This window comes from Streptomyces sp. NPDC052064 (genome assembly GCF_055585925.1).
In genome coordinates, this window is the sequence record NZ_JBVJJE010000019.1 from 16,958 (window position 1) to 40,848 (window position 23,891).

The 23,891-nt window shown below is 69.5% G+C and carries 18 protein-coding genes and 2 pseudogenes; 7 read left to right on the forward strand and 13 right to left on the reverse strand.

Translation table 11 applies throughout. The annotated features are described in order from the left end of the window. Nucleotides 1–19: 19 nt before the first annotated feature. The 3 genes from ACZ6TU_RS36665 to ACZ6TU_RS36675 form a co-directional block, all read right to left on the reverse strand. Nucleotides 20–853, reverse strand: coding sequence for an ATP-binding cassette domain-containing protein (locus tag ACZ6TU_RS36665; RefSeq protein ID WP_467681874.1), 834 nt, complete (start codon nt 851–853; stop codon nt 20–22). Beyond that, nucleotides 850–1,863, reverse strand: a complete 1,014-nt coding sequence (locus ACZ6TU_RS36670; protein ID WP_467681872.1) for an ABC transporter permease — start codon at nt 1,861–1,863, stop codon at nt 850–852. The genes ACZ6TU_RS36665 and ACZ6TU_RS36670 overlap by 4 nt, the downstream gene beginning before the upstream one ends. A 125-nt stretch (nt 1,864–1,988) precedes the next feature. Next, a complete protein-coding gene (locus ACZ6TU_RS36675; RefSeq protein WP_467681870.1) occupies nt 1,989–3,011 on the reverse strand; it encodes a substrate-binding domain-containing protein in 1,023 nt (340 codons plus the stop codon). 246 nt (nt 3,012–3,257) lie between these two features. Between ACZ6TU_RS36675 and ACZ6TU_RS36680 the strand changes: the two genes are divergently transcribed. The 3 genes from ACZ6TU_RS36680 to ACZ6TU_RS36690 all read left to right on the forward strand — a co-directional run bounded on the left by ACZ6TU_RS36680 (nt 3,258) and on the right by ACZ6TU_RS36690 (nt 4,965). Further along, nucleotides 3,258–4,244: a carbohydrate kinase family protein gene (locus tag ACZ6TU_RS36680; protein ID WP_469553141.1), complete on the forward strand. Its 987-nt coding sequence runs from the start codon at nt 3,258–3,260 to the stop codon at nt 4,242–4,244. 14 nt (nt 4,245–4,258) lie between these two features. Further along, nucleotides 4,259–4,561, forward strand: coding sequence for a putative quinol monooxygenase (locus ACZ6TU_RS36685; protein ID WP_467681866.1), 303 nt, complete (start codon nt 4,259–4,261; stop codon nt 4,559–4,561). Nucleotides 4,562–4,662: 101 nt separating this feature from the next. After that, nucleotides 4,663–4,965 (forward strand): nucleotidyltransferase domain-containing protein, encoded by a 303-nt coding sequence (locus ACZ6TU_RS36690; protein ID WP_467681905.1) that lies wholly within the window; start codon nt 4,663–4,665, stop codon nt 4,963–4,965. On the opposite strand, the gene ACZ6TU_RS36695 is transcribed toward ACZ6TU_RS36690, so the two are convergent. The 3 genes from ACZ6TU_RS36695 to ACZ6TU_RS36705 all read right to left on the reverse strand — a co-directional run bounded on the left by ACZ6TU_RS36695 (nt 4,850) and on the right by ACZ6TU_RS36705 (nt 6,401). Further along, on the reverse strand, nt 4,850–5,272 hold the full coding sequence (locus ACZ6TU_RS36695) for a DUF350 domain-containing protein (protein ID WP_467681864.1): 423 nt from the start codon (nt 5,270–5,272) through the stop codon (nt 4,850–4,852). The two genes, ACZ6TU_RS36690 and ACZ6TU_RS36695, sit on opposite strands and share 116 nt — an antisense overlap. 384 nt (nt 5,273–5,656) lie before the next feature. Then, complete coding sequence (locus ACZ6TU_RS36700) at nt 5,657–5,854, reverse strand: hypothetical protein (RefSeq protein ID WP_467681862.1); 198 nt, start codon at nt 5,852–5,854, stop codon at nt 5,657–5,659. A gap of 112 nt (nt 5,855–5,966) precedes the next feature. Further along, nucleotides 5,967–6,401: a VOC family protein gene (locus ACZ6TU_RS36705; protein ID WP_469553145.1), complete on the reverse strand. Its 435-nt coding sequence runs from the start codon at nt 6,399–6,401 to the stop codon at nt 5,967–5,969. 367 nt (nt 6,402–6,768) lie between these two features. Between ACZ6TU_RS36705 and ACZ6TU_RS36710 the strand changes: the two genes are divergently transcribed. Both ACZ6TU_RS36710 and ACZ6TU_RS36715 read left to right on the forward strand, forming a co-directional pair. Beyond that, on the forward strand, nt 6,769–7,326 hold the full coding sequence (locus ACZ6TU_RS36710; protein ID WP_469553147.1) for a hypothetical protein: 558 nt from the start codon (nt 6,769–6,771) through the stop codon (nt 7,324–7,326). An 852-nt stretch (nt 7,327–8,178) separates the two neighbouring features. Continuing rightward, on the forward strand, nt 8,179–9,501 hold the full coding sequence (locus tag ACZ6TU_RS36715) for a serine/threonine-protein kinase (RefSeq protein WP_469553149.1): 1,323 nt from the start codon (nt 8,179–8,181) through the stop codon (nt 9,499–9,501). Nucleotides 9,502–9,906: 405 nt separating this feature from the next. Here the strand turns inward: ACZ6TU_RS36715 and ACZ6TU_RS36720 are convergent, their stop codons facing one another. Together ACZ6TU_RS36720 and ACZ6TU_RS36725 are read right to left on the reverse strand one after the other, a co-directional pair. Then, nucleotides 9,907–12,057: an FG-GAP repeat domain-containing protein gene (locus ACZ6TU_RS36720; RefSeq protein WP_469553150.1), complete on the reverse strand. Its 2,151-nt coding sequence runs from the start codon at nt 12,055–12,057 to the stop codon at nt 9,907–9,909. A gap of 523 nt (nt 12,058–12,580) precedes the next feature. Further along, on the reverse strand, nt 12,581–15,010 hold the full coding sequence (locus ACZ6TU_RS36725) for a SpoIIE family protein phosphatase (RefSeq protein ID WP_469553152.1): 2,430 nt from the start codon (nt 15,008–15,010) through the stop codon (nt 12,581–12,583). Nucleotides 15,011–15,185: 175 nt separating this feature from the next. On the opposite strand from ACZ6TU_RS36725, the gene ACZ6TU_RS36730 reads away from it, so the two are divergent. Further along, nucleotides 15,186–16,649: an aldehyde dehydrogenase family protein gene (locus ACZ6TU_RS36730; protein WP_467681850.1), complete on the forward strand. Its 1,464-nt coding sequence runs from the start codon at nt 15,186–15,188 to the stop codon at nt 16,647–16,649. On the opposite strand, the pseudogene ACZ6TU_RS36735 reads toward ACZ6TU_RS36730, so the two are convergent. The 4 genes and pseudogenes from ACZ6TU_RS36735 to ACZ6TU_RS36750 all read right to left on the reverse strand — a co-directional run. Next, a pseudogene (locus ACZ6TU_RS36735) lies at nt 16,609–16,725 on the reverse strand (AbfB domain-containing protein); the annotation flags it as partial. The gene ACZ6TU_RS36730 and the pseudogene ACZ6TU_RS36735 overlap by 41 nt on opposite strands. Nucleotides 16,726–16,862: 137 nt before the next feature. Continuing rightward, complete coding sequence (locus ACZ6TU_RS36740; RefSeq protein WP_469553155.1) at nt 16,863–20,177, reverse strand: family 78 glycoside hydrolase catalytic domain; 3,315 nt, start codon at nt 20,175–20,177, stop codon at nt 16,863–16,865. Beyond that, nucleotides 20,167–21,273: an alpha-L-rhamnosidase-related protein gene (locus tag ACZ6TU_RS36745; RefSeq protein WP_469553157.1), complete on the reverse strand. Its 1,107-nt coding sequence runs from the start codon at nt 21,271–21,273 to the stop codon at nt 20,167–20,169. Before ACZ6TU_RS36745 ends, ACZ6TU_RS36740 begins: the two co-directional genes overlap by 11 nt. Nucleotides 21,274–21,473: 200 nt before the next feature. Then, complete coding sequence (locus ACZ6TU_RS36750) at nt 21,474–22,520, reverse strand: LacI family DNA-binding transcriptional regulator (protein WP_469553159.1); 1,047 nt, start codon at nt 22,518–22,520, stop codon at nt 21,474–21,476. 371 nt (nt 22,521–22,891) lie between these two features. Here ACZ6TU_RS36750 and ACZ6TU_RS36755 point away from each other — a divergent pair. Further along, nucleotides 22,892–23,077 (forward strand): annotated as a pseudogene (locus tag ACZ6TU_RS36755) (transposase); the annotation flags it as partial. 64 nt (nt 23,078–23,141) lie between these two features. Here ACZ6TU_RS36755 and ACZ6TU_RS36760 read toward each other — a convergent pair. After that, on the reverse strand, nt 23,142–23,816 hold the full coding sequence (locus ACZ6TU_RS36760; RefSeq protein WP_469553161.1) for an HAD family hydrolase: 675 nt from the start codon (nt 23,814–23,816) through the stop codon (nt 23,142–23,144). Nucleotides 23,817–23,891: the final 75 nt, after the last annotated feature.

The window sequence follows — 23,891 nt, forward strand, 5'->3', positions numbered from 1 at the left end:
CGAGAGCGGGGTTGAGCTGTCAAGTGGCCTGGACTCCGGCGGCTTTCGCCGCCGCGGAATCCGCTACGACAGTATCTCCGGCCTCGTCGACGCTGAGCGCGCCGGTCATGATGGCGACGACCTCCGCCATGGAGTAGTCCGAAGGCTTGATCACGGCGGCGCGCCGGCCCAGCCGGTGGACGTGGATCCGGTCGGCGATCTCGAAGACATGGGGCATGTTGTGGCTGATCAGGACGACCGGCATGCCCTTGTCGCGGACGCGGCGGATGAGGTCGAGGACCTGTCCGGACTCCTTGACGCCGAGTGCGGCGGTGGGTTCGTCCATGACGACGACACTGCGGGCCCAGGCCACGGCCCGGGCGACCGCGACGGCCTGCCGCTGTCCGCCGGAGAGGGTCTCGACCGCCTGGGTCAGCGAGCGCAGGCCGATCTTCAGGTCCGCCATGTGCTCGGCGGCCTCCTGACGCATCCGCTTCTTGTCGAGCATGCGGAAGGCGCTGCCGAGGACACCGGGGCGGCGCAGTTCACGGCCGAGGAACATGTTCGAGGCGATGTCCATGGAGGACGCCACAGCCAGGTCCTGATAGACCGTCTCGATGCCGTGGGCGCGTGCGCTCTGCGGGCCGGAGAAGGTGATGGGTTCGCCGTTCAGGCGTATCTCGCCCGCGTCGGGGACCACCGCGCCGGTGAGGGCCTTGATGAGGCTGGTCTTGCCGGCGCCGTTGTCGCCGATGACGGCGAGGACCTCGCCGGGCAGCAGGTCGAAGTCGGCGCCGTCGATGGCGGTGACGTGACCGTAGCGCTTGACCAGACCGCGGGCCTGCAGAACGGGGGTCGGGGTGGTGGTGGTCATCGGGCCTTCTTCCGGGAGATCTGGTCCACGGTCACCGCGAGGATCACCAGGACTCCGGTGATGAGGGTCTGGTAGATGGAGGCGACGCCCATCAGCTGAAGGCCGTTGCGGAAGACGCCGACGATGAGGACGCCGATGAACGTGCCCAGGACCGAGCCGCGTCCGCCGAAGAGGCTGGTGCCGCCGAGCACCACGGCGGTGATGCTGTCGAGGTTGTCGGTCTGCCCCGCCTGGGGGTCACCGACTCCGGTGCGGGAGATGAGCAGCAGGGCGGCGACGCCGTACATCAGACCGGCCACGGTGTAGACGCCGATGGTCAGCCGGGAGGTGCGGATGCCGTTCAGCCGCGCCGCTTCCGGGCTGTTGCCCAGGGCGTAGACGTGCCGGCCCCAACTCGTGCTGCTCAGTGTGTACGCGAAGAGGAGGAACAGGGCGATGGTGACGAGCGAGCCGTAGGTGATGTCGGTCTTGCCGAGCGGGAAGGTCTGCCCGAGAGCCGTCAGCGGGCCGGGCAGGCTGGTGACGGTCTGCTCCTCGGAGTAGATGTGGGTCAGCGCGAACGCCACGTTGAGCATGCCGAGGGTGACGATGAACGGCGGCAGCGGGATCTTCTGCACCAGCGCGCCGTTGAGCAGGCCGAAGCCGCCGCAGACGACCAGGCCCATCGCGATCGCGGCGAGCGGCGGCAGGGAGCCCTCGGCCGCCATCTTGGCGATCACGATGCTGCCGAACGCCATCACCGCTCCGCAGGACAGGTCGATGCCCGCGGTGAGGATGATCAGCGTCTGGCCGATGGCCAGGGTGCCGACGACCATGACCTGCTGCACGATCAGCGAGAAGTTCCCGCCGGTGAGGAACTGGTCGGTCGAGACGGAGAAGAAGACACAGGCCAGAAGGAGGGCGGCCAGCGGGCCGGTGGTCGGTTGCGTGAGCAGTCTGCGGACCGTGGTCGGTGCTTTGAGCTCGGCGTACGGCGTGGACGTGGACGGTGGTGTGGACGTGGCGGTCATGCGAGGTCCTTGTCGGGCGGCAAGAGGACGAGGGGGCGGCCGTCCCCGGTCGGGGAGGAGAGGCCGGCCGCCCCGCTGAGGGGCGTCGAACGGCGGCAGCTACATCGGCAGCTGGAGTCGGCGGCTCAGCCCCAGCAGTTCTCCAGGCCGTAGGCGGTGTCCTTGGACGTGACCCCGTCCTGCGCCTTGTCGGTGATCAGCGTGACGCCGGTGTCGGTGTAACCGGACGCCTTCTTGCCGTCCTTGGCGTACGTCGCGACGGCCTTGACGCCCTCGGCGGCCATCTTCAGCGGGTACTGCTGCGAGGTCGCGGCGATCTTGCCGTCCTTGACAGCCTGAGTGCCCGTGCAGCCGCCGTCGACGGAGAGGATCAGCACGTCCTTCTCCCGGCCCTTGGCCTTCAGCGCGGTGTACGCGCCCAGCGCGGCAGGTTCGTTGATGGTGTAGACGACGTTGATGTCGGGCGCCTTCTGCAGGCAGTTCTCCATCGCGGTCTGGCCCTTGGACTGGTCGCCGCCGGTGTCCTGGGAGCAGACGACGGAGGAGTCGCCCTCCTTGACGCCGAAGCCCTTCAGGAAGCCGTTGTGCCGCTGGACGCCGACGGAGACGCCCGGCGCGAGGTCGAGGGTGGCTATCTTCGCCGGCTTGCCCTTCATGGCGGCCTTGGCGTACTCGCCGATCAGCTCGCCCGCCTTGAGGTTGTCGGTGGCGAAGAGGGCGTCGACCGCGCTCTCCGGGTCGGTCGGGGTGTCCAGGGCGATGACCAGAACACCCTTGGCCTTGGCCTTCTCGATCGCCGGCACGATCGCCTTGGAATCGCTCGGGGTGATCAGGATGCCCTTCACCCCGGAGGCGACCATGTTCTCGACGGCGGTGACCTGCCCGGCGTTGTCCCCGTCGAACTTGCCCGCTGCGGTGACGAGTTGGACGCCGTTCTCCTTGGCGGCCTTCTCCGCGCCTTCCTTCATCTTCACGAAGAACGGGTTGGTGTCGGTCTTGGTGATCAGACCGACCTTGACGCTGCCCGATCCGGCGTTCGCCGTGTCCGATCCGGATCCGGATCCACAGGCGGTCAGGGTGAGGGCCGCGATGCCCGTGCACGCGGCGGCTCTGAGCAAGGAGGAGGGCAGACGAGAGATACGTGACATGAAACGACTCCTGCGGGATTGCGGGCGAGCGGCCGGCATCGGGGTCATGCCGCCCGAGGTGTCATCGTTGACTCATGTCATCGTTGACACTGCTTGGCGAGGATGATGGACTCCGCCTCCAGGCAACGTCAATGCCTTGCACCCGTCACAAATCGGCAACGCCGTGGCCGCCGCCCGCCCGAACCGGTCCAGGGACTGCCCGCAACGTGCCCGTTTCGCCGGCGCGTCCCAAGAGAAGAGCCGCCCATGTGCCCGCGTCAGATCACGGTCCTGGGGGAGTGCGTCGCCGACGCGTTCACCGAATCCGCAGGGGCCCGGAACGAACTCGCCCTGCGCGTCCTGCCGGGCGGCGGACCAGCCAACACGGCGGTGGCCCTGGCCCGGCTGGGCACCCCGGCCCGCTTCCTCGCACGGCTGTCCGGCGACGTGTTCGGCCGCCTCTTCCGGGCCCACCTGGAGGCATCCGGCGTGGACCTCTCGCACGCCGTCGAGGCCGACGAGCCCAGCACGCTGGCCGTGGCCGAGCTGGATGCCCAGGGGCAGGCCGCCTTCTCCTTCCACGCGCAGGCCACCGCGGACTGGCAGTGGTCGAGCGCGGAACTGGCCGGGGTGGACCTGGCCGGCACCGCCTGCGTCCACACCGGGTCACTGGCGCTGGTCATGGACCCCGGGGCAGGGGTGGTGGAGGACTTCCTGGCAGCGGCAGTGCCCCGCGCCACCATCAGCATCGACCCCAACGTCCGCCCCCTCCTGGTGCACCCCGAGGTCTACCGCGCCCGGCTGGCGCACTGGTGTGGCCTCGCGGATGTGCTGCGACTGAGCGAGGACGACCTGGATCTCCTGCTGCCCGGGACGCCGCCCGAACAGGCGTGCGACACCTGGCATGCGGCGGGAGCACGGCTCGTCGTGATCACGCGCGGCGCCGACGGCGCGCTGGCCTCACTCGACGGGGAGCGAGTGCAGGTGCCCGCGGCGGCGACGCGGGTCGTCGACACGGTCGGGGCAGGGGACTCCTTCACCGCGGGACTGCTGCACCACCTCGGCACCCACGGACTCCTCGGCGGCAGGCTGACGGACCTGCGTCTCGCCGATGTCAAGGCAGCCTGTCTGTTCGCCACGCAGGTCGCGGCCCTCACCTGCTCGGTCGCCGGCCCGAACCCGCCGTGGCAGGACCAGCTGGCGCAGTTCGCGACGGACGAGGCCGTCGTCGGGCACCTCGACTCCACCCACTGAAAGGACAGGAAACCATGACGAAAACCCTGCTCGCCGAGTTCACCGCCCGAGAGGGAGCGGAGGACGAGGTCGCCCGCCTGATCCGGGACTACGCCCTGAAGGTGCGCGAAGAGGAAGGCAACCTGGCCTTCGACGTCTACACCAAGGCGGCCGACCCGCGCGCCTACTGGATCTTCGAGGTCTACCGGGACGAGGACGCCTTCAACGCACACCTGGACGCCCCGTACGGCGCCCCGTTCAATGCCGCCCTCACCCCGCTGATCGAGGAGGACGCCTCGGTACTGACGTTCCTCGATCCCGTGGCCACGCATCCGTAACGAGCGTCGAACACCGGCGGCCACACGGAGCTGGAGCGCAGGGAGATCGGCTGTGAATCCGCTCGCCCGCCCACGTGGTCACCGCTGACGTGCGCGAGGTGATGCCGGCCGATGATTCCCTGGTCGGCGAGCAGACCCGTCGGCACCGTGATCTGGACCTGATGCACCGGGCGGCTCGCGAGACCGCGAGCCGCCCCCAGCCATCCAGGCGTTCGGCCAGAACTGTGCGATGTACCGCTCTGCACCGCGCTGTGTCTGCTCGAAGGCCGCCTTGCCGGGGAAATCGCGTCAGGCGATGGAAGCCGAAAGGATGGCCGACACAGCGAGATTGCATGACGCCGTCACCCAGACCGCGGGGTGAGGCTCCGGCTCGACCAGCGCCGCGCCCAGGCGCCCCGGCGTGATCAGGTCCACCACCAGAAACGCCACTGCCATCATCACCAGACCCAGCAGCCCGAACGCCGCTGTCGAGACCAGTCCCTTGCCGAAGTCCTCGTAGGTCGTCCAGATGGATGTGAAGACGATGCCACCGATACCGAGCAGCGCGGAGCTGAGCACCATGGCAGCGTTGCGGTTGCGCTGCTCCCAGATCTGCCGGCCGAGCTTTCCGGGCGTCAGCACGTCGACCAGGACGATGCCGAGGACCAGCAGGACCAGGCCCAGTCCGCCGTAAGCGGTGGCCCTGCCAAGTCCGTTGACGATGTCGTTCATGGTGTGGCGGCTCCGTAGTGTGAGAGATCGTGCGTGATCGCGGTTCAAGGAGGTGCAAAATGTAACGCACCTGTTCGAGGCCCTGACCGGCTCCCCTGGCAGCTCGATCGCGGTGAGGTGCGGTGCTGCTGGCGTCGGGAAGCTCGCAGTTCCCGTGTGATCGCGGAGGAGCCGGAGCTGGATCGAGGTGTCTGATCCGGGAGTGGACGCCGGTGCCCGTCACCTTGACCGAGTACTTCCTCCGCCTCGTCCTCGCCGCCGCCGGCCGCCCCCCGACGCTTGTTCCGGGCCTGGTGGAGATAGGTCGCCGTGCCGTTCATGGAGTTCCTTTGCGAGTCCTGCTGTTCAGTCCCCACCTCAGCTGGCGAACCGGGCCGCCCAGCCTTACAAGCCGGGCTTCGCGGGGTCGATGCCGCGATCCGGGCAAGCGGCCCATCCTCCCTGCGAACCCCGGATGTTGTGCAGTGCCTTCTCCAACGTGCCGGCGATGGCTTCCTCCTCGTCGGGTCGCAGCGTGTTGGCGATCTTCTCCGAGCGGCACGACCAGCATTGATACCCGCGGGCACGGACCTTCGCGTACATCGGAGTTCCGTTTCCCGCACCCGGGTAGTCGTGACCGCCGCCCACACGAGACCAGGTTGACGAGAGGCCCGAGGGAGACGGCTCCCCCGGATCTCGCCGTCGCCGAGGATGCTCAGTCGAGACAGAACTCGTTGCCCTCGATGTCTTGCATCACGATGCACGACTCGTTGTCGTCATCGGCAAGCAGCGTTCGCACGTGTACCGCACCGAGCGCGACCAGTCGTGCGCATTCGGCCTCCAATGTGGCGAGGCGCTCGTCACCCACGAGTCCGGTGCCGGCCCGCACGTCGAGATGCACCCGATTCTTGACGATCTTCCCTTCGGGAACGCGCTGGAAGAGCAGGCGCGGGCCCGCACCCGAAGGATCACTGCACGCAAAGTAGGTGACCTGATCCTCAGGGGGCAGCGAGCGATGGTAGTCCTCCCAAGTGGCAAACTCCTTCGGGATCGGCGGTACTACGTACCCCAACACCTCGCACCAAAAGGCGGCGAGGCGCGCGGGTTCTGCGCAGTCGAAGGTGACCTGGAACTGCTTGATCGATGACATCGGCGCACCATAACAGGGGACTCTGTTGCTCATCTCCCCTTGCGGATGGGCACGTTGGGGGAGGAAGCCCCTGCTGGCCGCTGCCGTGTCGTGCGGTCGCGGGGAGGAACCGATGTCGATGCCTCCAAGGGGCTGCCCGCCGTTCCGGACCGGACCGCGGCCACGGCCCTCGCCGCGTTTCCTGACGGCAGCTTGCCGACCCGGGGCCAGGCGCTCGGCCACTTTGGACATCAGGTAGTCACACCGGACAGCCCGAGAGAACGACGCATTCCCGGTGGCCTAGCCCACCGGTGTGTTCCAGGATCCAATCCCGACCAACCACCCTCATGCCAAAGATCAGTCAGGGGACAACCCTTAACCTCGCAAGATGACATCAGCGCTGCCGCCCCTACCGCCCCTGCCGCAGGTACTGATCGATCGCTTCCCACCAGCTGCGCCGCCTTCGGTCGGCAAGACGTTCGAGGAGTCCAAGGAGAGAGCCCGAGCGATGCTGCTCGAGGAGCCTGGAGTTCGGGTACCGCTGTCGGTCCGACACCACCAGGCTCTCGTGCTGGACCGTGTAGTCGACCGGTTGGGCTACGAGCCGCACGGGCACAGGCTCTATGTCCTGGAGGTCGCGGGGCCCTGCCCAAGAGTGAAGGTCGGGGCGAGCAGGGACGTCGTGCGGCGTATCAAGGAGCACATCGGGGAGATGAACACCTGGCAGCATGGTGTCCTTGACGCGCATGTCACCGACGCGTTGGACAACGCTCGCGCGATCAGCCGCGCGGAGGCAGAGGCGCAGCGCTTCATGAACAAGTTCTTCACCTCGATGATGTCCCGGGAGCATTTCACCGACGCGGACTTCTTCCAGGCCACCGTGATCGCCGATGTGGCGGTCGGGTTGAGCATGAACGTGCAGGAGCCCTCCGGCCCGCCGGTGTGAACGAGAGGGGACCTGTGGTGGGGAGCCTCAGGATGTCGGCGGACGCAATGGAACGACGTTGTCCGCGATCGGTGCCGGGGCCTCGCCTTCGTCGGTCAGAACGGCGCTGGCCAGGGGCAATCTGGCCACAAGCTGTTGTACCTGGAGGCGGGCGTCGCCATGCGCTTCGCCGGGCGCGGGCCGGGTGGGCAGGCAACGCGAGTTCTGGCAGGGAACGAAGGCCACTACCTGCGCAGCCCGGACGACGCACACATGGACGTCGGGTAGAAGGGTCAGCGCACGGTGGCCCTGACCCGGTCCGGCGTCCAGCACAGCGTTCCCGTGGTGGCGATGACGAGGGTCACGGTCGCCACCACCCCTGAGGCCCGGTCTGGTTCGGCGCCGGCCGGCGAGGGACGTCCGTCAGCACCCGCTCGGGGCGCAGGGCCGACCCCCACGCGGGCGGGAAGCCCTCGGTCACGACCACCGAGCGCCGGCTGTCGACGGACCGCGCGATCGTTGCGGCACGTCGCCCTCGGATACCAGCCGCACTGATGCTCCGTAGCCCGCCAGCCGCTCGGTCAGCAGGTCCACGGCCTCCGTCGACCCGGTGGCGGGTCCCGTCATAGGAGTAGTCCCGGGGGACCGGGGCGTCCTCGTCAAGCTCGCTCCCAGGCACGTCTCGCAGAGAGTGCCGGATCTCCGCAGCACCTCGGCGTGCGCGCTCATCCAGCCGTTCATCGGGGTGGATGGGCAAGGTCGCGACGGGTACACGCCACGAAGCCTTGTCGATGTCCGCGCCCTGTTGGCAGCAGCAGTAACGGGAGACCACACATGAGGGACAGCCGATCAGCATCCTCGTCGGCACTCTGCATGTCCGCCCAAGTCATCAACGGCCGCTACCAGTTGGGCGCCAGAATCGGTACCGGCGGCGTCGCCGACGTATACGAGGGGACGGATCTTCGCCTGAAGCGTCCGGTGGCCGTCAAGGTCTTCCGGCCCGGTGGTGATCCGGCGCTGAGGGAGCGCTTCGCCGACGAGGCCGTCCTTCTGGCGGGTCTTCAGCATCCGGGGCTGGTGACTCTGTACGACGCGGGGCGGCACGAGGACAGCGCCTATCTGGTGATGCAACTGGTGAAGGGTTCCACCCTGGCCCAGCACATTTCGGCAGGGGCCATGGAACCCCCGTACGTGGTCAGGCTCGGCGCCGAGCTCGCGCATGCTCTCGCCCATGTGCACGCTGCCGGCATCGTGCACCGCGACGTCAAACCGTCGAACGTCCTGCTGGACGCCGCGGGCTCCCCACACCTCGCTGATTTCGGCATCTCACGGATGATGAACGCCACACGGCACACGGCCTCCGGTGCGCTCATCGGCACTGCCGCCTACCTCGCACCGGAGCAGGTCCTGGGCAAGGCGGTGGGACCGCCCGCCGACATCTTCGCGCTCGGTCTGGTGCTGTTGGAGTGCCTCACCGGGGACATGGAATACCATGGCACGCCCTTGGAAGCCGCAGTGGCTCGCCTGCACCGCCGGCCCACGGTTCCCCGCGCGGTGCCCCCGAGACTGGCTCAGCTCCTGACGGCCATGACAGATCTCGACGAGAAGGCGCGGCCTGATGCCGAGGAGTGCACCGAAGCTCTGTCCGCCCTGTGCGGCATGGCTGCAGAGCACACCGTGACAGGGAGGGGCGCGAGCAGGCAGGAGCGTCCCGCACCGATTGCGCACGGGCCGCGGACCCGGCGGCAACAGGCGCTGGGCCGCCCGCGTCGCCTGCTGGCCACCGGGACGGCAGTGCTCACGGTGGTCCTCGGCGCCACGCTCGCCGTATCCCCGGACGGCGAAGGTGCCGGCGATGACCAGGCCGCTCCCGGCTCGCTCGGTTCCACGCCCGCGGAGCCGCCCCCCGGCACAGGTTCCCCCGAAAGCCCTCGGAAGGAGGTCCGGCAGCCGACCGCCTCCCCTTCCCCCGCCCCCTCGCAGGCCCCCCGCACCCTGACGTCACGGGCTTCGGACGAAAAGACCCCGATGTCACCGAGCGCATCGTCGGCCGGTCCTGGCCCGCGGACCGCAGCGGGGCACGAGGACGACCTACGTGACCGTCCACGCCCGGGCGCGGCACGAAGCGGCGACAAGAACCCTCCGGAGAAGGCGCCGAGGCCCAAAGACCGTGCCGCTGAAAAGCCGCAACGATGAGGTCGTGAACCCGCACACGCCCGGCCCTCCGGGCGCGGCGCCCCGTGTCGCAACGAGTTGGACGCAGTGGGTCGCATCAGGCTGTTCGGGGTGCCGGGCCCCTCACTGCTGGACGACGAGCCGGGCAGCGGTACCTTCGGCCTTCCCTGCTGAGTCACGAAGAGATCTCTCGCGGAACTCCACGACGCCTCAACCGTGGGCGGCCGCTGTGGGAGGCTGGCACGTCTTCCCACTGCCGACCTGCGATGTCCCAGGAGAATGGGATGCCGCGCGGGAGGTGAGGCGGGCAGCGTCCGCCTTCCGGGGCGCGGTGGCCGGGCGGCCCGGCCGCGCCCCGGAAGCGGAATCAGAGACGAACCCGCCTCCGGGGCCTCACGGTCCCGGACCGCCTCCGGATCCGTGCCGTCAGGAGATGCGGATGTCCGACCAGTTCGTGGTCTTGCCGACCTGGGACCGGCTGTCGAAACCGCCCTTGCCGTTGCCCCGGTTCAGCCAGGCTCGGCCGTCCTTGTCGAGTGAGACCAGGTCGGCCCGGCCGTCACCGGACAGGTCGAGTCCGCCGACCACGTCCTTGTAGGAGGTGCCCCAGTCTTTGAAGACCAGCGACCGCGGCTTGAAGGTGCCGGCGCCGGTCCCGTTGAACCGCCACAGCTCGTTCGACGCGTCGATGGCCAGCAGGTCGTTCTTGCCGTCGCCGTTGAGGTCTCCCGCGGCGAACAGCCTCTTGTAGCCGCCGAATCCGGACCCGGCGAGCGCTCGGGCCTTGAAGCCGCCCGCGCCGTTGTTCGCGTACACGTACAGCTTCCCGGTCGAGGCGGACCGGGTCAGCAGGTCGGCCCTGCCGTCGCCCGTCACGTCGCCGGGCGAGACGACCGCGTTGTACGCGCTCCAGTCCGAGGAGACCTTCACGGAGAACGACTGCTGGTCGGGCAGCCCGCCGCCGCAGATCGTCGGGTGGACGCGGGCCTCGCCCTTAGGGGAGCGGACGAACACGTCGTTGCAGCGGTCGCCGTCGAGGTCGCCGAAGGGCAGTACGAGCGTGCCCGTCGGCCAGCCGCTCGCGCGCTGCCCCGCGGTCAGCTTCGTCGCGTCACCCGCGTACACCTTGAGCCCGGCGCTGCCCCGGCCGAACAGGTCGGCCTTGCCGTCGTCCGTGTAGTCACGCCACTTGGGCAGCGCGCGGCCGGTGGTGGTGGCCTGGTACACGCCGTCCAGGACGGTGCTGTTCGTCTCGCTCCGCAGGTACTCGTCCCACAGCACGACGGGCCGGCCGAGCGCGTCGGCGGCCACCTGCGGCGCCCCGGTGAACTGGGCGCTCTTCGCGCTCAGCCGCCGCGGGGTGGACCAGGTGCCGCCCTTGAAGACGGCGGCCATCGTGTACTCCTCGTACGAGTAGCCCTCCCGCCACGTCACCGTGACCGTGCCGCCCGAGGTGGCGGCCGCGGCGACATGACGCACCTTCTGGTGGGTGGAGAAGCGCTGCGAGTACGGCAGCCAGAGGCCGGTGGCCGCCGAACGCACCGCGTACCAGGGGGTGGTGGGCCCGCCGGCCACGAAGAGGTCGCCGTTGGGCAGGTAGACGGGCGCCGTCATCCTGTACGTGCTGCCATGGCTGTCGGCGGACTGCGGGGTGCTCCACCGCGTGGCGCCGGCGGGTCGGCGGGAGTGCATGAGGTGCGCGAGGTCGTCGTAGAAGACGTCGAAGCCGCCCTGCGGATCGGCGAACACCTTCGGGCGCGCGAGATACTTGTCCGGGACCGGGAAGCCCTGGACCGCGGTCCAGGCGGACGCGCCGGGGGCCTTCTCCAGGGCGACGACGGCCTTGCTGGCCAGCCACTGCCACACCAGCAGGGCGGTTCCGTCCTCAGCGACCGCGAGGTCCATGTTGGCGATGTCGCGGCTGCCGGACGGCGGCTGCTCGTTGAGGTCGGCCGGAGCAGTCCAGGCGGCCTGCGGGCCGGTCTTCTCGGCGGCCCTCACGACACCGGAGACCGTCCACACGGCGACCAACCGGCCGTCGGGGGCCGCCGCCAGGTGGTGGTAGCCCTTCTCGGGGACCGCGGCGACGTATTCGGGCTCGGAGAAGGCGGTCGCGCCGGGCGTGAGGGTGGCGACCTTCAGCCAGTGGTTGCCGTGGTCGTCGGCGCGCTCGGCCCGCCAGGCCAGGCGCACCGAGCCGTCGCCGAGCGAGAACAACTCGGTGCTGTATCCGCCGGCGTCCGGCCAGGCCTGCGGGGTGAGCCAGCGGGTGCTGCCGGCGGGCCGGATCCGGGTGGAACGCCCGTCGCCGGTGAGGGAGACGAGGGCGCCGTCCCCGGCCGACACCAGGGCGTTCAGCCCGCCCGAGGCGGTACCGGGGTGGGGGGCCGGGGCGTGGAGGGCGCGGGTGCCCCACGGGCCCGGCGCACGCGTCTCGACGGCGGCCACAGCGGTGCCGGCGGCCACGGCGGTGCCAGTGGCCGTGGCGGTGGTGTGGGCGGCGGCCGGGTCGACGGCCGTCAGAGCGAAGACGGGAGTGAGCACGATGCCGAGCACCGCGCGGGACTGCGAAGTCATGGGAATGCCCCCCCCGGGCAGGACGAATCGGTTGGCACAGATTCGCCGAACTGTTCGAACAAGTCGGACGCAGCGTATATCAACCAAGATCGTCCCGCGTGGGGGAATTCCCTTCCCTGCCCGGAGGAGTTCGGCCGGGGTGCCTGGTGCCGCCGTGAAGCTGGGAGACGAACACCGGGATCGCGAATTCCAGCGCCACCACCGAAAGCGTGGACGTAAGCCCGCGCAAGGTGAAACTCAGGCGTATGTCAACGTCCGTGACCTGCCCATACCGGGGCTACTGGTGCAGTGGGTCGCGCGGTTCTTCCCCGGCCGAGCGACCTACTCGGGCCACCTGGCCGGCGCGGAGCCGTCCCCGCGGGAGGGCAAGGCGGCAGCGGAGGCGGGAGCTGCCGCGCCTGTCCCTGTGCCACCTCCGCACCGCCTGCCACCTCGCAGGAGGTCCTGCCGCCAGCCCCGGCGGTCATCCGGCCCAGGTGGTGAGGAGAAGGGGGATGCGGCAAGGAGCAGGACGAGTTGGCGTTCACTCGCTGTCAGGAGTGGGAAGTGCCTGTTCGGCCCAGATGATCTTGCCTTCGCCGGTCTGGCGAGTGCCCCACGCCTGGGTGAGCTGGGCGACGAGAAGCAGCCCGCGGCCCCCCTCGTCGAAGGTACGGGCCCGACGCAGGTGGGGGGCGGTGGTGCTGCCGTCGGAGACTTCGCAGATGAGAGTGCGCTCGTGGATCAGCCTGAGCTGGATGGGGGGTTGGGCGTACCGGATGGCGTTGGTGACCAGTTCGCTGACGACCAGCTCGGTGACGAACGAGGCCTCGTCAAGGCCCCACTCGGACAGCTGCCGGATGGCGTTCTTGCGCGCGTCGGCGACCAGGGCGGGGTCGGGTGGTACCTCCCAGGTGGCCACCTGGGAGGCGTCGAGGGCGTGGGTGCGAGCCACGAGCAGGGCCACGTCGTCGGAGGGACGGTCCGTGAGCATGGTCTGCAGCAGGGCGTCGCAGGTGGCCTCCAGATCGTCGGTCGGCTGCCGCAGCACCTCGCGCATTGCGTCGATCCCCTCGTCGATGTCGCGGCCGCGGACCTCGACGAGCCCGTCCGTGTAGAGGACGAGCAGGCTGCCCTGTGTCAGCTCCAGCTCGGTCGACTCGAAGGGCAGACCGCCGAGGCCCAGCGGTGGGCCTGCCGGAACGTCCAGGAACTCGACCGTGCCGTCCGGTGTCACCAGGGCGGGTACGGGGTGGCCCGCGCGGGCGACGGTGCAGTGCCGGGAGACCGGGTCGTAGACGGCGTACAGGCAGGTGGCCCCGATGTCACCGGCGGTCACGTCCGTGTTCTCGGCCCCGCCGGCCAAGCGGTTGACCAGGTCGTCGAGGTGGGTGAGCAGCTCGTCGGGCGGAAGGTCGATGTCGGCGAGTGTGCGCACGGCGGTGCGCAGCCGGCCCATGGTGGCCGAGGCCTGGATGCCGTGGCCGACGACATCGCCGACGACAAGAGCCACCCGGGCGCCGGACAACGGAATGACGTCGAACCAGTCGCCGCCGACTCCGGCCTGAGTGCCGGCCGGCAGGTAGCGGGAGGCGACGTCGAGCGCTGCCTGCTCGGGGAGTCGCTGCGGCAGCAGGCTGCTCTGCAGCGCGAGGGAGATGGTGCGCTCGCGGGTGTAGCGGCGGGCGTTGTCGATGCACACGGCGGCGCGGGCGGTGATCTCCTGGCCCAGCAGCAGATCATCCTGTTCGAAGACCTTGGGCTGCCGGTGACGGGAGAACGTGGCCACACCCAGGGTGAGGCCACGGGCACGCATCGGCACCGCGAGCACCGAGTGGAAGCCAAACCTCCGCATGTGCTCGGCCCGCTGCGGGGTCTGCCGCTCCACCTCGTCCAAGGTGGCGGGTGTCACGTGCTCGATGAGGGGCCGGCCAGTGGCCAGGCACACGGCCGCGGTCGAACCGTCCGGGTATGCGGCCACCACCCCGCGCCGCACGACGGCTTCGGGGGTGCCCTCCAGCACCGATTGATAGGCGACCCGGCGCAGCATGACCGGCCCGTGTGGAGAGCCCTGGGGCGGGTCCTCACCTCCCTCGATCGCCGGCAGGAGATCGACCGTGACGAAGTCCGCGAACCGCGGGACCGCCACGTCGGCAAGTTCCTGAGCCGTACGTGCCAGGTCCAGGGTGCTGCCGATGCGCACGCTGGCGTCGTTCAGCAGCACCAGCCGCTGCCGTGCCAGGTGCTGTTCGGTCATGTCGTGTGCCGACAGCAGGACACCCTCCAGCCGACCGTCGGTGTCCCACACAGGGGCGAGGGACACCGACCACACGGTCTGCCGCGCATGGCCGGCGAGGTGCAGAGTGGTCCCAAGCTCCTGCAGCCGGCCCGTCTCCAGCACGCGCCGCATGGCCGCTTCGGCCCGTTCGCTCTCCGGATCCAGGACGATCTCCGTCACCCGCAGGCCACGCATCACCTCCTCGGGCAGACCCGTCACACGCTCCATGTCCGCGTTCGCCCGGCGCAGCCGCAGTCCGGTGTCATAGAGAGCCATCGTGCAGGGAGCATGCGTAAAGCTCCGCCGGACGAACGCGTCGTCCTCGGGCCCGTGCACCGGGCGTCTCACCGGTGTCACCAGCAGCCACCCGTCGCCGTCGTCCGCCCGGCGGTGAGCCAGCAGACCGACCGTGAGGTGCCGACCGTCCTGGTGCCGCACCGTGACCGTCCCGCTCCACCTGCGCAGACGCATGACGGAACGCTGCACCTCCGCAGGCGTCACGTCCCGGAGCAGCGCGAAGACGCTCTGGCCGACGACCTCAGAGGCCCGGTAGCCGAGCAGCCGCCGTGCCCCTTCGTTCCACGCGGTCACGACACCGTGGTGGTCCAAGGCGACCCTCGCCGTGGCCGCTTCGTCGACGATCACCTGCGACCAGACGCTGCGGCCGTCGTCACCGGGGGACGCAGATCCGGTCATGACGTCTCTCGCCTCATTCCCGCGCTGGGGCCGTGTGCCCGGGAGCGGCCGGGGCCCAAGGTGCGCCACACCTTCTCTTATTACGACACTAGACAACAAGACTGACAGATACCCTCGAATCGGTCTTCATAGCAGGACCGCACCACCGACCCCGGACGGATGGAGGGCGGCACCCATGACCGTCATCGGTGAGGGGACGTGGCCGGACCCGGTCGAGTGGGCCGGGAAGATCTACAGCGAGGGCTGGCGCGACTCCGAAGGCGGCACCCGCCAGGTGATGGAACCGGCCACGGGCCGCCCGCTGGCCGAAGTCGGCGTGGCGGCCCCGGCGGACGTCGCGCGGGCCGGCGCCAGGGCGGTCCGCGCTGCCGAGGACTGGGCAGCCGCACCTCCTTCCGCACGCATCGAGGTCCTGCTGCGCACCTCCTCGGCCCTGCAGGAGCACAGCGGGACGGTCCGGGACTGGATCGTCCGCGAATCGGCCGGCGTCCCCGCCAAGGGTGACTACGAGATCGCCGCCGCCCTCGGACAGCTGACTCACGCCGTAGGACTCGCGACCCTGCCCCTGGGTGAAGTCCTGGCCCCCCAGGCCACCGGCGGAGCGAGTCTGGCCTGGCGGGTGCCGCTCGGGGTGGTCGGTGTCATCAACCCGTGGAACGCGCCGCTGCTGTTCGCGATACGCGCACTGGCCCCCGCCCTCGTGCTGGGCAACGCCGTACTGCTCAAGCCCGACCCGCTCACCCCGGTGTCCGGGGGCATCCTCGTCGCCCGGCTCTTCGAGGAGGCCGGACTGCCGGACGGGGTGCTGCACGTCCTGCCCGGAGGCGCCGAGACCGGGCAGGCGGTCGCGGCCGATCCGCATGTCGCGATGGTGTCGTTCACCGGCTCCACCGAGGTGGGACGTGCGGTGGCCCGGGTGGCGGGCGAGGGCCTGAAGCGAGTCTCCCTGGAGCTCGGCGGGAAGAACTCGATCATCGTGCTCGACGACGCGGACGTCGAGGCGGCCGCCGCGGCCGGAGCGATGAGCACCTTCGGCTACCAGGGGCAGGCGTGCGTGGCCGCCGGCCGTCACCTCGTCCATGCCGACCTCGTCGAGGCGTACACCGACGCGCTGGTCGGACAGGCGAAGGCCATGAGGATGGGCGACCCACGCACGGAGGGCGTCACGATCGGCCCCGTCATCAGCGAGCGGCAGGCCGTCCGGATCGAGCGCATCGTCGACGAGAGCGTGGCCGCCGGGGCACGGCTGCTCACCGGCGGCCGCCGCGACGGTCTCTTCTACCCGCCCACTGTCCTGGACCACGTCGGACGCACCATGCCGGCCTTCTCCGAGGAGATCTTCGGGCCTGTCGCCCCGGTAATCCCCTTCCACAGCGAGGCGGAGGCCGTCGAGATCGCCAACGACACCGCCTACGGCCTGACGGCGGCCGTTCATTCCAGCTCCGTACCGAGGGCTACCGCCCTCGCCGAGCGACTGCGCACCGGCATGGCCCACATCAACGACGTGTCCGCCAAGGACGCCGCGAACGCACCTTTCGGCGGCATGGGCGTCTCCGGCAATGGCTCTCGCATCGGCGGCACCGCGAGTCTGGAGCAGTTCACCCAATGGCGCTGGATGACGATGCCGAGATCAGCCTGATGCTCCGGGTCGGCAGGTAGTTGTAGTGGCGCAGGTAGTACCCCGGGTAGTTGTACGACTCGAAGCGCTTCTTCCTTGGGGAGGCCGAGGCCGAGGCCGAAGCCCCGGGCTACGGGGGCGATCCGCTCACGCAACGAAGGCCCGGGCCTGCCAGGACTTCTCCCTTGCGGTCGATGCGCCCGGAGCGCCCGGGCCTGCCGCCAGGTCACGCAGTTACCCGGCGGCTTCCTTGGCCTCGCCGAGGCCGCCGAGGCCGGTGTCGACGCCGAAGCTGTAGGCCCCCGATCCGACCTCGAACACGGCGGCTCCGTTCTCCATCCGCAGGAACCGGACTCCCTTGGCGGCGCCGGCCGGCCGGCCGCCTTCGGTGACCGCCCAGCGGGTCTGTGCCGGCACGTGGACTTCGGCGACGGTGTTGACCGGCACCGTCACCTTCAGGTCGATGGCGCCGTTGTGCGTGCTCCACTTCGACGCCAGACGGCCGTAGACGGTCTTGAGGCTTCCGGAGCCTTCCGTCAGGTTCCCGCCGGGCGCCGGCGCGATGCGTGAGCGCTTGTAGCCGGGCTCGATCGCCGAGAGGCCGCCGATGTTCTGGAACATCCAGTCGCCCACGGCGCCGTAGGCGTAGTGGTTGAAGGAGTTCATGTCGACCGGGCCGAAGCTGCCGTCGGGCATGATCGAGTTCCAGCGCTCCCACATGGTGGTGGCACCGCCTGCGACCTCGTAGCCCCAGGACGGGTAGTCCTTGTGCAGCAGCATCTTGTAGGCCAGGTCGTCCCGGCCGATCCTGCTCAGCGCGGGCAGCAGCAGCGGTGTGCCGATGAAGCCGGTCCGCAGGTGGTGGTCGGTGAGCGCGAGTTTGGCCACGAACTTCTCGCCGGCCTTCTCGACCAGTGCCGGATCCGAGATCAGGTCCATGCCGAGGGCCAGCGCGTATCCGGTCTGCGAGTTGCGCTTGACGGTGCCGTCGGCTGCGACGTAGGCCTCGGTGAAGGCGTCGCGGATGTCGGCGGACAGCTTGCTGTAGTCGGACGCCGCCGTTTCGTCGCCCAGGGCCTTGGCCACCTCGGCCATCATGCGGGCGTTCTCGGCGTAGTAGGCGGTGCCCAGGATGCCCTGCTCGGTGGGGTCGTCCAGGTGCAGCCAGTCGTTGGTGAAGAAGGCGGTGCGGCCGGGCTCGAGCAGGTCCGGTCCGGCGCTGTCGCGCACGAACTGGAAGAACTTCTGCATGGCGGGGTAGTTCTCCCGCAGGATGCGGGTGTCGTCGTAGGAGCGCCACACGGAGTACGGCACGGTGATCATCACGTCGGACCAGCCCACACCACTGTCGCCGAACTGGCCCTGCGGGGTCGGTACGACCGCGGGCAGGTCACCGTTGGAGTATTGGGAGTTGCGCACGTCCGCCATCCAGTGGGACAGGAACGCGCGGGTGTCGACGAGGTAGTTGGCCGTCGGCGCGAACAGGCTGATGTCTCCCGTCCAGCCCAGGCGTTCGTCGCGGGCCGGGGTGTCGGTGGGGATGGAGAGGAAGTTGCCTCGCTGGCTCCAGGAGATGTTGCTCACCAGCTGGTTGAGCATGCTGTCCGAGGTCTTGAGGGTGCCGGTGGTGGGGAGGTCGGACCCCCAAACGACGCCCTTGACGTCGGTGAGCGCGGGAGGCTCGTTCACCCCGGTGATCTCGATGTAGCGGAAGCCGTGCTGGGTGAAGGTGGGCTCGTAGGTGACCGTTCCGGTGTCGGCGAAGACGTAGCGGTCGGTGACCTTGGCGCTGCGGAAGTTGTCGGTGTAGAGGGCGCCGTTCTTGTTGAGCACCTCCGCGTAGCGGACCTTGACCGTCTGGCCGGTCGAGCCGGTCAGGGTCAGCCGGGACACGCCGACCATGTTCTGACCGAGGTCGTAGACGTAGGTCCCGGCAGTGGGCTCGGTCATCTTCCTGGCCTGCAGCACCTGGGTCCGGCGTACGGGCTCGTCGCTCTGCGGGACCAGCAGGGCGGTCCGGGACTCAAGGCTCGCGGCGGGCTCCCACTTGGCGTCGTCGAACCCCGGCCGGCTCCAGCCCGACGGCTTCAGACGGGCGTCATAGGTCTCGCCGTCCTGCAGATCCGCCTTGGCGTACGGGCCGTCCGCCGCCTTCCACGAATCGTCCGTGGCGATCCACTGGACCGAGCCGTCGGTGTAGGTGATGCGCATCTTCGCCACCAGGGCGGGGGTGTCCCCGTACTGGCGGCTCCAGCCGAGGCCGACCTTGCCGGCCCACCAGCCGTCCGCCAAAGACGCGCCGAGTACGTTGTCGCCGCCCTCGAGCAGCTTCGTCACGTCGTAGGTCTGCGACTGGATGCGCTTGTGGTAGTTCGTCCAGCCCGGGGCGAGGACCTGGTCGCCGACCGGCTTGCCGTTGATTTCCAGTTCGTAGAGGCCGAGTGCCGACGCGTAGACGCGCGCGGAGACGACCTTCTTGCCGGGCTTGGTCGCGAAGTCCTTGCGCAGCAGCGGCAGCGGGCGGACCGCGGGTCCGTAGAGGGCGTCCGTGGTGCCGGACACGACGAGGGCGGAGTCGGCGATCTCACCGCCGGTGAACGGGTTCCGGCCGGAGGCGAAGTCGGTGTCGAGCAGCTTGCTGCCGTCAGCGCTGGTCACGACGGCGTCGTAGACCGTGCCCCGTTCGCCGCAACACGCGTGTGTACGGAAGCCTATGTAGCCCTTGGCGAACGTGGAGTCGGTGAGGGTGCTGACCAGTTTGCCGTCGAGGGTCGTCTTGATGGTGGTGCCCGCCACGTCGTAGCGGACGGTGTGCCGGCCGTCGAGGAGACCGGCGTTGGTGAAGCCGTACGGCGCGAGATCCACCTGCTGGACCACGGTGTAGGTGCCCTTGATCTGCTTGTGCAGTCTCAGCATCGGGGTGGAGCCCGTGACGTTGAACTGCCACATGTAGCCGTTGCTCACATCCGAGGCACGCAGGAACATACCGAAGGCGGCACTGTCGAGCTCGAAGTCGACCGTGGCGGTGTAGTCGGTCCACTTGTCCAGCTCACTGGGAGCCGCAGGACGAGTGATCCACTGGGCGCCGCCCCAGTCGCCGGCGTTCAGCAAGCCGGTCTCGAAGTACGCGGTCGCGCTCCACGGACTGGCGACTCCCTTGTCGTCCCAGGCTCGGACGCGCCAGAAGTACCGTGTGCCCGCCTCCAGGCCGGGGCCTTCGTACCGCACACCGACCTGACGGCCGGACGCCACCTTGCCGGACGACCACACATCGGCCGATCCTGGCCTGTGGCCGACCTGGATCTCGTAGGCCTTCTGCGATGTCGCCCGGCGATCCGACGCCAACTGCCAGCCGAGGACCGGGTCCTCACCACCGATGCCCAACGGGTTCACCCGGCCGTTGGCGGTCAGGGCCTTCACGGTGAACGGAGCGTCGGACGCCGACGTCGCGGAGGACACGGGCGCCGGCAGGGTCGCCACGCTTCCGATCACGGCCAGCACCAGGAAGCCTCTGAGGAGATCGAACATGAGCGAGCGTTTACGGAGCATGGCATCTCCAGGGGTTGAATCGTTTCATATCCGGAGTGTTCGCGGCGGAATCGCCGCTGGGCGCACAGTGTGCTGTGGACGTCGGGCCGCCGTGCCGCTCAGCAGTGCCTCGAGATCGGCGGCAGCATCGACGCAGCCGTCTTCGAAAGAGCACCGTGTTCGGCAGTGCGGGCAGTCGCCGGCCGGGCAGGGCCAGGAACGGCCCCAGTCGGCCGGCCAGTTGTGCGGAGTCTCCGGGGCGGGCGTGCCGGGGCAGGGCGCCGACCGTGCGCCCCTCTCCGGCATCGTCCATGAGGTCCCGTACGGTGGCCCCGTCTGCCGGGGCAAGTCCCGCCCCCGTGCGGTGCGTCCGGTCGGCGACGGCTCCGAAGGCGTAGTGGTTGAAGGAAGCCAGGGCCATGGCGTACGCGGTCGGCGAGTCGCCCGGAATCCGGCCCGCAGGGGTGACGAACGCGTGAGTGAAGGCCATGTGGGTCCGGTCGGCGAGCGCCGAGTACCGTACGGCCTCGTCCAGGTGGCCCAGCACCTTCGCCGCACGGGCGACCACGTCCGCGCACCGGGCCAGGCACCCGGTGGCGACGACGTCCGTGGGAGTGCGCGCGACGAACGGGTCGTCCGGTGGTGCGGCAGGGGCCGGCCAGTCACCGAACAGGAAGCCGCCCGCCCACACGCCGTCGGTGGTGAGTGAGGCGATCTTGACGACCCGTGCGCGGGCGCTGGTGAACTGCCGCCGCAAGATGCCCAGTTCGCCGTACCGCTCGTACAGCACCCAGGGCACCACGGGCGCCGCGTCGCCCCAGGAGGACAGGAAGCCCGCGGTGTCGAAGAGGAAGGCGGCAGTGGGGGAGAAGCCCTGGATATCGCCGGTCCAACCGAGCCGCTCGTCACGCTGGAAGCAGTCCGTAGGTATGTCCAGGAACTTGCCGCGCGTGCCCCGGACGAAGTTCTCGTGGAACTGCTCCAGATTCGGGTCGGAGCAGGAGAACCACTGCCAGGACAGGTGGGGCTCCAGGGTGCCGACGCCGAGCGTCTCCTCCCGGTGCTCGAACCGGATGGAGACCACCGTGGTGTCGGGTTCCGGACGCTCAAGGCTCATGCCAGCCCCTCGCTCCCTACGCCGCCGTGTGCAACGTTCTACGTTTGAAACGTATCAACCCTGGGCGCAGAAGTCCGGCCCGTCAAGAGGAGCGGCGCGGGAAATTCCCCGCGGGCGGACCTCCGCCCACTCGGAGTGGGTCCGGTGTCCACCCGCCCGGACAGGGCCGCCCACCCTGCGCCACGGGCGTCCGCTGCTGGTCAGGCGCTGGGCGGTGCGGTACTGCCGCGCGTCACCAGGTGCGGCGTCGACGCTGTGACGACGGCACGATCACGCTGCTTCTCGATCCGTTCCAGCAGCAGCCGGGCCGCGGTCTCGCCCATCATCGCGCCCGCCTGGTCGACGCTGGTCAGGCTGACGGGAGCGAGGGCGGCGACGGAGGTGTTGTTGTATCCGGCGAGCGAGAGGTCGCCGGGAATGCGCAGGCCGAGCTCGGCGGCGGCCCGGAAGACACCGGTCGCGGCCACATCCGCGCCGGCGAAGATCGCGGTGGGCGGACGTGTGGAGGTGAGCAGCTCCATGGCGCCGCGGTAGCCACCCTCGTCCGAGTACCCGGAGTGCATCACCCGGGCCAGGTCCGCCAGGCCGTGCCGGGCCATCGCCTCGCGGTAGGCGGCCCGGACGTGGTGCTCTGGCCGCTGCTTCCACTGGCTGCCGACCACCGTCGGATGCGACAGGTGGGCGATGTCCCGGTGTCCGAGGCCGACCAGGTGGTCGATGACGAGGTCGACGCCGACCCCGTCCTGGTTGACGACGCTGTCGTAGGCCGGCGAGGGGTCGTGGTGGCCGATCACCACCGTCGGCACCTGGGCCGCGATGCGCACCACCTCCGTGCGGGGAACGGCGGGCGCGATCAGGATCAGGCCGTCCATCTGCCGGTCCACCATGGCATGGATCAGCTTGGTCTGGTCCTCCATCTCGGAAGAGCCGCTGGAGCCGATGAACAGTGTGTACTCGGTGTGGCGCAGTTGCGCGTCCACTCCCTCCAGGAGGTCGGCGTAGAAGGCGTTGCGGATGCTGGCGAGCAGGACACCGACCGTGTAGGTGCGACCCCTCATGCCACGGGCGGCTGCGTGCGGGCGGTATCCCAGATCGGCCATGGCCGTCTGCACCCGGTCACGCATCGAGGGGCTCACCCCGTAGGCGTTGCGCAGCACTTTTGATACCGCGGAGGTGGACACGCCCGCGCTGCGCGCGACGTCGGTGATGGTGACCCTCTTCGAGTCGCCTGCCGGTTGCACTGGCACGCACCTCCGTTGTCTTGCGACGCTCTGCCCCTTATGGCGTTTCCGCCCTTTGGGGCATCCCCTTCGTGGAACGTTACACGAAGTGCTATCGCATGGCAGGGTCCGCCAGCGGGTGGTGACGGCTCCGCTTCTGACGGCCTGCCCCTGGTCGTCTGCTGTTCGTCACCTCGTCGGTGCGGTGGGCCGGTCTGAACTGTGTTGGCTTGGTCGCATCGGCTGTCTCGTACGGTGGACAGGGGCCGGGCGCCGAGTTCAGCGCCGCGACGGGCGGCGACATGGGCGCATACGGAACCGCCGACCGCCCGAACCCTGTCATCAATCACCAACGGACCTGATTGGATTCGCGCCGCCAACGGGCCCCGACGTAGCCGCCGCTCCGCATCACTGTGCACCTGGACTCCGGCTACGACTCGGACAAGACCCGCGCCCTGCTCGACGAACGTGGCGTCCACGGCCGCGTCGCGCACCAGGGTGAGAAGGCACCCCTCCAGACAGGTCAGAGATGGCATGTGGAACGGACCTACGCCTGGCAGAGCGCCTTCCACCGTCTCGCCCGCTGGCGGAGTGAGCAGCATTCACCAACTCGCCCCAGGACCGATCCTGCGCACCGAGCTGAGTGGGTCAGCGAACCGTGCCCTCTCCCAGTCGCCTGGCCCAGTCCAGCAGTTCGGGCTCGGCCAGGCTGGTGCCCAGCCAGTCGTGGTCGAGGCCGGCTCCTGAAAGGGACGGTACGACCGCGACGTAGAGCCCAGCGGCACGCGCCGAGGCAATGCCCGTGGCCGAGTCCTCGAAGGCGACGGAGCGTTTCGGGGCCACCCCGAGTGCCTCGCATGCGGTGAGGTACAGCTCTGGTGCGGGCTTGGGGGAATGCACCTCGTCGGCGGCGAACGAGTGGGTGAAGCAGTCGGCGAGGCCGGCCGACCACAGTGCCGTGTCCAGCAGTTCCCGGGGACTGTTGCTGGCTACGGCGATGGGGACGGCTGCCCGGCAGGCTCGCACCAGTTCTGCCGCCCCGGGGAGGGCTGCGGCGCCTCGGGAAAGCTCCTTGCGGACTCTTTCGAGGAGTTCGGTGGTGAGTTCGGCACCGGCGCCGGGGCGCCCGAGGTATTGGGCCATGGCCTCTCCAGCGGCCTCCACGGTGCGGCCGATGACCAGGTCTTTCTGTTCTCGGCCGAAGGGATGGCCGTGAGCGGCGAAGATTGCGCTTTCCGCAATGGTCCAGCACGCTTCGGTGTTGACCAGCAAGCCGTCGCAGTCGAAGACCACGGCCTCGGTGCTGGTGGGGAGAGAACACATGCAGATGTCCTTTCGCTTCGGTTGATGCGCGGGTTACGCGTTCCACGGCCGTCGGTGGCCTTGCGGATGCGTCGG

Coding starts and splice junctions, on each gene's coding strand:
- ACZ6TU_RS36720 (WP_469553150.1), bottom strand. CDS start 12,057: ATGACTTCGCAGTCCCGCGCGGTGCTCGGCATCGTGCTCACTCCCGTC.
- ACZ6TU_RS36730 (WP_467681850.1), top strand. CDS start 15,186: ATGACCGTCATCGGTGAGGGGACGTGGCCGGACCCGGTCGAGTGGGCC.
- ACZ6TU_RS36675 (WP_467681870.1), bottom strand. CDS start 3,011: ATGTCACGTATCTCTCGTCTGCCCTCCTCCTTGCTCAGAGCCGCCGCG.
- ACZ6TU_RS36670 (WP_467681872.1), bottom strand. CDS start 1,863: ATGACCGCCACGTCCACACCACCGTCCACGTCCACGCCGTACGCCGAG.
- ACZ6TU_RS36680 (WP_469553141.1), top strand. CDS start 3,258: ATGTGCCCGCGTCAGATCACGGTCCTGGGGGAGTGCGTCGCCGACGCG.
- ACZ6TU_RS36740 (WP_469553155.1), bottom strand. CDS start 20,177: ATGCTCCGTAAACGCTCGCTCATGTTCGATCTCCTCAGAGGCTTCCTG.
- ACZ6TU_RS36665 (WP_467681874.1), bottom strand. CDS start 853: ATGACCACCACCACCCCGACCCCCGTTCTGCAGGCCCGCGGTCTGGTC.
- ACZ6TU_RS36745 (WP_469553157.1), bottom strand. CDS start 21,273: ATGAGCCTTGAGCGTCCGGAACCCGACACCACGGTGGTCTCCATCCGG.
- ACZ6TU_RS36695 (WP_467681864.1), bottom strand. CDS start 5,272: ATGAACGACATCGTCAACGGACTTGGCAGGGCCACCGCTTACGGCGGA.
- ACZ6TU_RS36705 (WP_469553145.1), bottom strand. CDS start 6,401: ATGTCATCGATCAAGCAGTTCCAGGTCACCTTCGACTGCGCAGAACCC.
- ACZ6TU_RS36760 (WP_469553161.1), bottom strand. CDS start 23,816: ATGTGTTCTCTCCCCACCAGCACCGAGGCCGTGGTCTTCGACTGCGAC.
- ACZ6TU_RS36685 (WP_467681866.1), top strand. CDS start 4,259: ATGACGAAAACCCTGCTCGCCGAGTTCACCGCCCGAGAGGGAGCGGAG.
- ACZ6TU_RS36690 (WP_467681905.1), top strand. CDS start 4,663: ATGCCGGCCGATGATTCCCTGGTCGGCGAGCAGACCCGTCGGCACCGT.
- ACZ6TU_RS36725 (WP_469553152.1), bottom strand. CDS start 15,010: ATGACCGGATCTGCGTCCCCCGGTGACGACGGCCGCAGCGTCTGGTCG.
- ACZ6TU_RS36710 (WP_469553147.1), top strand. CDS start 6,769: ATGACATCAGCGCTGCCGCCCCTACCGCCCCTGCCGCAGGTACTGATC.
- ACZ6TU_RS36700 (WP_467681862.1), bottom strand. CDS start 5,854: ATGTACGCGAAGGTCCGTGCCCGCGGGTATCAATGCTGGTCGTGCCGC.
- ACZ6TU_RS36715 (WP_469553149.1), top strand. CDS start 8,179: ATGTCCGCCCAAGTCATCAACGGCCGCTACCAGTTGGGCGCCAGAATC.